Here is a 7899-nt window from a genome sequence, read left to right on the forward strand (position 1 = left end):
GAATCAAAAAGAATATGCTCACAAAGGTTATTTTTGATTCATTTTATTATTTTATTATTAAAAAGTGAGATGAAGAGATATGAATACTCAAATAAAATGCTGCATTCTATTCCTATTCCTTATTTTCATTAGCGGCTGTTCTCAAAAACAAGAACTCATTAATCAACATCAATTTATTTATGAGTTTAAAGTAGACGAGATTGTTTATCCTGAGAAGGTATCGGTCTTTTCAGTGGACCGAATACGCTTTTCAGCGGAACGATTAGAGGAAAAAATTTTACAAACACCGATAAGAAAGGTTGAAAATACCGCGCTGGGCCCGACTTATCGAACAGAATCAGGTGAATACTTAAACATCTTTGATAATGGAGACGGGGCAGGCAAGAAAACCGGCGTAGATGGCGGCTTTAATTATAGCCGTGAAATATCGGAAAATATTTTTCCCTATGAACTATTAGGAGTAACTGACGCCCCACAAAATAAGACAGGGGATCTTTCTTTTTATAATCATTTTACTTTTGATTTAAAAAACTATGAAGTTCCATCGGATTTAACTTTTTTTCCAAAAGAAAAAGTACTTTCTCTTATTCGACAAATTTTTCAGTCTATTGCTAGTTATCCAATCGATTTAGCTGAAGGTCTAGGCTATCGCTTATCCTTTGAGAAAATGACAGAACAAATTCAATCATCAAATATTCAAGCTGAGTTTTTTCGAATGCCACAAAAAGATGATGAGGCCTATCTTTTTTTATTTCAACAAACAATTGAAGGAATTCCTATTGTAAACCAACATTGGGAAAAACGAACAGCAGATGAAAAATTTCCTCATCTCTCACCAGGAGTTCTTGCTATCTATAAAGAAACAGGAATTGCAGAGATCAATGCGAAAAATTTAGTAACGATTCGACAAAAATTAGGTGAAACGAGCATTATTTCACCAGAGGAAGTCTTGAAATCTTTTGAGCAACAACCTTTACTAGCAGATCAGGTTATCGAATCCTGTCACTTAAAATATGTCATCATTCAGGGAAAAAAAACACTGAAACTGATACCTGTCTGGCAACTAACAACTCGGCAAGAAAAAAAATACGAGCAAGAAAATCATCCGACCTTCGTCTATCCAGAGTATCAAACATTACTTTATGATGCTGGAACAGGGGAACGGATAATGGAGGGGATTGAGGAATGAATCCTTTACTACAAAGAGAGCTTAAAAGAAGTGTATTTTCGAGAGGGTTTATTGGTGGAGTTTTAGGAGTAACAGTCCTTCTACTAATTGCAATCGGAGGCATGTTAACAACCGAATCTTACTTATCCGTGTGGTATTTTATGGGATTAGCTTTACAAGGAAGTGGCATGGCAAGCACGATTTTAACGATTCTTCCTACTTTTGCTTATGGCTTAAGTTACGCTAAAGAAGTAGAAGAAAATGCCACTACATTGTTTGTGATTCGCACGGGAGTCACAAAATATAGTTTAACGAAAGTTTTGGTGTCAGCAATTACCGGCTTTCTGATTGTTTTTTTTGGTCTGACACTTTTTTTGTTGGTGCTATGGCTGAAATATCCTTTTTTTGTTAGCCCTTCTTCAGAGGGACCATATGATTTGTTGGTCAATCAAGGAGAAACGTTAAAAGGCGTTTTATTCTATTTAACCCATCAGAGTCTTGTGGGAGCTTTTGTTGCTGTCAGTGGGGTTTGTTTTTCAAGTTTTGTACCGAATGTTTTTACGACAGCTGCGGCACCGATGATTCTTTATTTTTCACTTTTAAGGATAACAACGAACCTGTCCTTGCCGATGGTGGTTGATCCACTTTATTGGATTGCTGCTGTGTATGATGGTATGAGTGCCGTTCAATCATTGCTAACAAAAGCATTAGTTATTACTATTTTATGCCTTCCTTTAGGGGCGATGACGATGTGGCGGATAAAAAGGAGGCTTTTGAATGGCTAATTTAAAAATGATCTGGTTAAGTGCAAGAATTAATTTCAAAAAAATTTATTCAAATCCACGTTTTTATATTATTTTAGCAATCATTTTTATTTATGAATATTATACTTTCACACCCTTAAAATCTTTTGCTAAATACATCCAACAGGGAGTTTCACCTTGGAGTTTCCCTTTTTTTATTCAAAATCCATCTTTGTATTTTATTATTGGTGGAACGGCATTACTTTTTTATGGGCACGCGCCTTTTATGGATGACCATGCTGGATTTCTATTCATTCGAACGGGGCGTAGAAATTGGATTTTAGGTCAAATTGTTTATCTGGTTCTATCAAGTTTTTGCTACACTTTCATTTATGTCATGGGTTCAGTTTTAATTTTACTACCGAACGTTGTCTTTACGATGAGTTGGGGGAACGTTTTAGAAGTGCTTAGTACCGATCAAATCTCCCAAGTACCCAATACGATATTCTTACAATTCCAACCAATCGCAGGCGTCATGGAGTCTTACAGTCCAGCACAGACGATGCTTTTCGCCTTTCTTTTGTTTTGGCTTTGTACGCTCTTGATCGCAAGTATACTATTATTTTTCAATTTATGGATAGGAGGCAAGAGCGGGATGTTGGTTGCAGGGACATTTATTTCGTTCGCCTATTTTTCAGTATACCTAGGACAACTCAGCTTTGGTAAAAACATTTCTTTTGTTTCTCCTGTCTCTTGGGTGAGTCTTTCTTATTTAGATTGGAATAATCAAGGGAATGCGCCATCAATTACTTTTGCATTAGTGAACTACCTTCTTTGGATTTTATTGTTAATGTGGTTTTCAGTCGAGTTATTTATACATAAAGACATCAATACAATTCAGGGGGGAAAATAAATGGTTGATGCGATTGAGATAATGAATGTAACGAAGAAATTTAAGGACACAATCGCCTTGAATCAGGTATCTTTAACTTTTGAAAGAGGGAAAATTCACGGTATTATTGGTCGAAATGGTTCTGGGAAAACCGTCTTATTCAAATGTATCTGTGGTTTTATGAAAGTCGATGAGGGAAAAATTATATTAAATGGAAAGGAAGTTAAGGTTGCTGCGACTCAAGATATGGGAATTATTCTTGAAAATCCAGGTTTTATCGGTTCAATGAGTGGATTCAAAAATTTAAAGTTATTGGCATCGATCAAAAGAAAAATAACCGATGAGAAGATTAAGGAGGCCATTCGTCGAGTGGGGCTTGATCCTCAGGAAAAAAAGCATGTTTCTAAATATTCATTGGGGATGCGACATCGTTTAGCTATTGCCCAAGCAATTATGGAAGAACCTGAAATACTATTGCTAGATGAACCGATGAACGGTTTGGACCGCTATGGTGTGATTGAAATTCGTAATTTATTAAAGGATTTAAGAGAAACAGGGACAACAATTTTAATTGCTTCTCATTATGCCGAGGATATTCAAGAACTATGTGATACCGTCCATGAAATGGATCAAGGAAGAGTGCTTGAAGAACCACAGCTTTTTGTTGGTAGCTGAGTCAGATTTTTTGTTTCAATCATTCAAAATAAACACTCCACGTGAACCTCATGAAAAAGGGTCTTCGTGGAGTTTTATTTTTTAAAAAGCAAAATAACTTGCGATTTCTGCCGCATGGGTACCCGCACTATGTCCTGTACAAAAGGCTGCGGTAATATTAAAGCCGCCAGTATAGCCGTTAATATCAATCAACTCTCCAGCAAAGAAGAGTCCAGGCATTAATTTACTCTCCATGGTTTTTGGATTGATTTCTTTTAAGTTGACGCCACCACCCGTTACAAAAGAACGTTCAATCGGTAAGGTTTTGTTGATGGCAATTTCAAAGGCTTTGAATTTTTGTAAAATGCCATTGATTTGTTCTTCTGTAAGTTGATTGCTTGGTAAATCTGTAATGGCTAAGTCTTCTAAGTAGAAGGCCAATAGACGCTCCGGTAAAAAAGCACTTAAGGCATTTTTTACCGTTTTTTTGGTATCTGCTAGAGCGGATTGTAACTGTTTGAGCAATGCTCCTTCGGATAAATCGGGGAAACAATCAAGGACTGCAGTGACATGCGCTTGTGTTTCTAATAGTTGGTTCACAAAAGACGAGCAACGTAAAGCAGCGGGGCCAGAAACGCCGAAGTGGGTAAAGAGTAAGTCCATTTTATGTTCGGTAACGACTTTTCCTTTGTTGTCTTGAATCGTTAATAAAATATCCCGTAGAGAAATCCCTTGTAAGGTTTTATCGGTAATGTAAGGTTCTTCTGAAAGAAGGGCAGATTCTGTCGCATACAAAGGACTGATCGTATGTCCCACTCTTTTTGCTAAAGCGTACCCATCTCCTGTTGAACCTGTGGAAGGGTAGGTTCGTCCACCCGTAGTTAATACAACACAAGAGGCGTAGAATTCCCCAAAATCTGTCTCCACGCCTTGAATTTGGGTCGCGTCGCGCATGAGTTTTTTGACGGTTGTTTTCATGGCAAAGGTTACATTCAATGCTTTCATGCGATTGACGAGGGCATCGACGATTGTCATTGACTTATTGGTGACGGGAAACATCCGCCCATGATCCTCTTCTTTTAAAGCGACACCTTGTTCAGCAAAGAAAGCCATCACGTCAAAATTATTGAACTGTGAGAAAGTACTGTGAAGGAATTTTCCATTTCCTGGGATGTGCCGAATGAGGTCGTCCACTTGTCGATTGTTCGTCACATTGCAGCGACCGCCCCCTGTCATTAATAATTTTTTACCAAAACGTTTATTTTTTTCAACCATGAGGACGTTCGCCCCTTTTTCAGCAGCGGCAATTGCAGCCATCATACCGCTTGTACCGCCACCGACCACGATGACGTCATAAGAATTTTCCATGTTTACACCTCTAATTTCAATTATTTAAGAAAGAAAACTGAAAATCTAAAAAACTTTCCATCATTTCAATGATAAAGAATGAAAATTTTCTAATTATCTGATAAAATCATACTACCAAATTAGGGAGGGACTTTCATGACAAACGCATCAGAATACGCTAAAAAAGTGCAAGAAAACATTCATCGAGGAAATTCGCATGAAAAAGAATTTTTACAAGCAATTGATGAATTCATACCAACAATCACGCCATTTTTAGAAAACCATCCAGAATTTCAAGAAAAAAATATTGTCTCGCTTGTAACAGAACCTGAACGAGTGATTCAATTTCGCGTACCATGGCAAGACGATCAAGGGGATTGGCAAGTGAATCGCGGCTATCGGATTCAATTTAACTCTGCTCTTGGACCTTATAAAGGTGGCATTCGCTTTCATCCATCGGTGAATTTAAGTATTCTAAAATTTTTAGCCTTTGAACAAATCTTTAAAAATGCCCTGACTGGCTTACCAATTGGTGGCGGTAAAGGTGGCAGTGATTTTGATCCAAAAGGAAAGTCCGATAGTGAAATTATGCGTTTTTGTCAAAGCTTTATGCTTGAGTTAGCCAAGTACATTGGTCCAAATACGGATATTCCGGCCGGAGATATTGGGGTTGGGAAACGTGAGATTGGTTATTTATATGGAGCTTACAAGCGTATCAAACAATATGATGCTGGTGTCTTAACAGGGAAACCGCTAGAGTTCTGGGGAAGTAAAGGTCGAACAGAGGCGACAGGTTATGGCGTCGTTTATTTTGTGAAGCACCTACTAGCAGATTTAAACGAAGAATTAACCGCTAAAGTTGCCATGGTTTCAGGAAGCGGCAATGTGGCGATTCATTGTATCGAAAAATTGTATCAACTCGGTGCAAAACCAGTCACATGTTCGGATTCTTCTGGTTTTATCTACGATGAAGCAGGGATTGATTTAACACTATTAAAAGAACTAAAAGAAGTGCGTCGTGCCCGCTTATCCGAGTACGTTGAGACACGTCCAAATGCCCAGTATTTTCCAAGTGCGAGCGTTTGGGATTTTAAAGTCAAAGCAGAGTTAGCATTTCCTTGTGCAACGCAAAATGAAATTGAACGAGAGCAAGCAAACGTGTTGGTCGAAAATGGGATTCGGATTGTTGCAGAAGGAGCGAATATGCCAAGCTCATTGGAAGCCGTCGATTATTTCTTAGAAAAGGGTCTTTATTATTGCCCAGGAAAAGCAGCAAATGCGGGGGGCGTAGCCGTTTCCGCTTTAGAAATGAGTCAAAATTCTCAACGTTTGCAATGGGAGATAGAAGAAGTTGACCAACAACTCGATAACATTATGAAAAACATTTACGAAACATGTCGTGAAACAGCAAAAGCCCATCATGCTGAAAACAATTTCATGTTAGGAGCAAATATTGCTGGTTTCGAACGAGTAGCGCAAGCAATGTTGATTCAAGGGTTGGTTTAGTCGAAGTTGGGCTTGATAAATCAGTCTAAAAAAAGTAAAGTAGTACTGTAGTGAAAAAATATTGATTCTTTTAAGGGGGATATTTCATGGCACATATTCAATTTGATTATTCAAAAGTATCATCATTTATTAAAGACCACGAATTAGCTTACATGCAAACACAAGTAACTGCAGCAGATAAAGCGTTACGTGAGAAAACAGGTCCAGGAAATGATTATGTTGGATGGATTGATTTACCAACAAACTATGACAAAGACGAATTTGCTCGTGTCAAAGCAGCAGCAAAAAAAATCCAATCTGACTCTGAAGTCTTAGTTGTGATCGGAATTGGTGGGTCTTATTTAGGTGCTCGTGCAGCGATTGAATTTTTACAACATTCTTTCTATAACGAATTGCCAAAAGAAGCGCGTAAAGCACCACAAGTTCTTTTTGCTGGAAACTCGATTTCATCGACTTACTTAGCAGACTTAATTGAATTAATTGGTGACCGTGATTTCTCTGTCAACGTGATTTCAAAATCTGGAACAACGACAGAGCCAGCAATTGCCTTTCGTGTCTTTAAAGAATTATTAATTAAAAAATACGGTCAAGAAGAAGCGAACAAACGAATTTACGCAACGACAGACCGCGAAAAAGGCGCAGTAAAAGTTGAAGCCGATGCAGCAGGCTGGGAAACCTTTGTGATTCCAGATGACGTGGGTGGACGTTTTACGGTCTTAACACCGGTTGGTCTATTACCAATTGCCGTAAGTGGCGCAGACATCGACGCGCTCATGGCAGGAGCTCAAGATGCCCAAGCAGCTTATGCAGACGCTGATTTAACAACAAATGGCGCCTACCAATACGCAGCTTTACGCAATATTTTACATCGTAAAGGCAAAGCAATCGAAATCCTAGTCAACTACGAACCTGGCATGCAATACTTCTCTGAATGGTGGAAACAATTATTCGGCGAGTCTGAAGGAAAAGATCAAAAAGGAATTTACCCATCAAGTGCCAACTTCTCAACAGATTTACACTCGATTGGTCAAACAATCCAAGATGGTCAGCGTAACGTTTTTGAAACGGTCTTAAAAGTAGAAAAACCGCGGAAATCAATTGCGATTCCATTGCAAGATACAGACTTAGATGGTTTAGGTTACTTAGAAGGCAAAGACATTGATTTCGTAAACACGAAAGCTTTCGAAGGAACCTTATTAGCACATACAGATGGCGATGTACCGAACTTCTTAGTGAAGTTACCCGAAATGGATGCTTTCACTTTAGGCCATTTGGTTTACTTCTTTGAAATTGCGGTGGGAATCTCAGGTTACTTAAATGGTGTCAATCCATTTGACCAACCAGGGGTAGAGGCTTATAAAGCCAACATGTTCGCTTTACTAGGTAAACCAGGCTTTGAAGAATTAGCAAAAGAATTAAACGAACGTCTATAAAAAAAATAAAACAAAGGAATGACTGAAGTTGATATGCTCCCCTCATAGTAGACACTAGAAAAAATAAAAATTCTAGTCTACTATGAGAGGAGTTTTTTGTATGTCTAAAAGAAGTAAGCACACCGCTATTGAAAAGTATCATTGTATTTTACCTGT

7 protein-coding genes are annotated in these 7899 nt (G+C 38.2%); 6 read left to right on the forward strand and 1 reads right to left on the reverse strand.

What is annotated here, in order from left to right:
* Nucleotides 1-79 precede the first annotated feature (79 nt).
* The 4 genes from ACYSNO_RS08030 to ACYSNO_RS08045 are packed head-to-tail and all read left to right on the forward strand — an operon-like array spanning nt 80 to nt 3478.
* Complete coding sequence (locus ACYSNO_RS08030; protein ID WP_461730555.1) at nt 80-1189, forward strand: hypothetical protein; 1110 nt, start codon at nt 80-82, stop codon at nt 1187-1189.
* Nucleotides 1186-1953 (forward strand): hypothetical protein, encoded by a 768-nt coding sequence (locus tag ACYSNO_RS08035; protein ID WP_461730556.1) that lies wholly within the window; start codon nt 1186-1188, stop codon nt 1951-1953. The genes ACYSNO_RS08030 and ACYSNO_RS08035 overlap by 4 nt, the downstream gene beginning before the upstream one ends.
* Complete coding sequence (locus ACYSNO_RS08040; RefSeq protein ID WP_461730557.1) at nt 1946-2824, forward strand: hypothetical protein; 879 nt, start codon at nt 1946-1948, stop codon at nt 2822-2824. The genes ACYSNO_RS08035 and ACYSNO_RS08040 overlap by 8 nt, the downstream gene beginning before the upstream one ends.
* Nucleotides 2825-3478, forward strand: coding sequence for an ABC transporter ATP-binding protein (locus ACYSNO_RS08045; RefSeq protein WP_461730558.1), 654 nt, complete (start codon nt 2825-2827; stop codon nt 3476-3478).
* A gap of 81 nt (nt 3479-3559) precedes the next feature.
* Here the strand turns inward: ACYSNO_RS08045 and ACYSNO_RS08050 are convergent, their stop codons facing one another.
* Nucleotides 3560-4825 carry a BaiN/RdsA family NAD(P)/FAD-dependent oxidoreductase gene (locus ACYSNO_RS08050; protein ID WP_461730559.1) on the reverse strand — a complete coding sequence of 422 codons (1266 nt, stop codon included), beginning with the start codon at nt 4823-4825 and terminating at the stop codon, nt 3560-3562.
* 135 nt (nt 4826-4960) lie between these two features.
* Here ACYSNO_RS08050 and gdhA point away from each other — a divergent pair, with 135 nt between their 5' ends.
* Together gdhA and ACYSNO_RS08060 are read left to right on the forward strand one after the other, a co-directional pair.
* Nucleotides 4961-6310, forward strand: coding sequence for an NADP-specific glutamate dehydrogenase (gene gdhA / locus ACYSNO_RS08055; protein ID WP_461730560.1), 1350 nt, complete (start codon nt 4961-4963; stop codon nt 6308-6310).
* 86 nt (nt 6311-6396) lie between these two features.
* Nucleotides 6397-7743, forward strand: coding sequence for a glucose-6-phosphate isomerase (locus ACYSNO_RS08060; protein WP_461730561.1), 1347 nt, complete (start codon nt 6397-6399; stop codon nt 7741-7743).
* Nucleotides 7744-7899: the final 156 nt, after the last annotated feature.

The organism is Enterococcus sp. LJL98, from assembly GCF_054871745.1.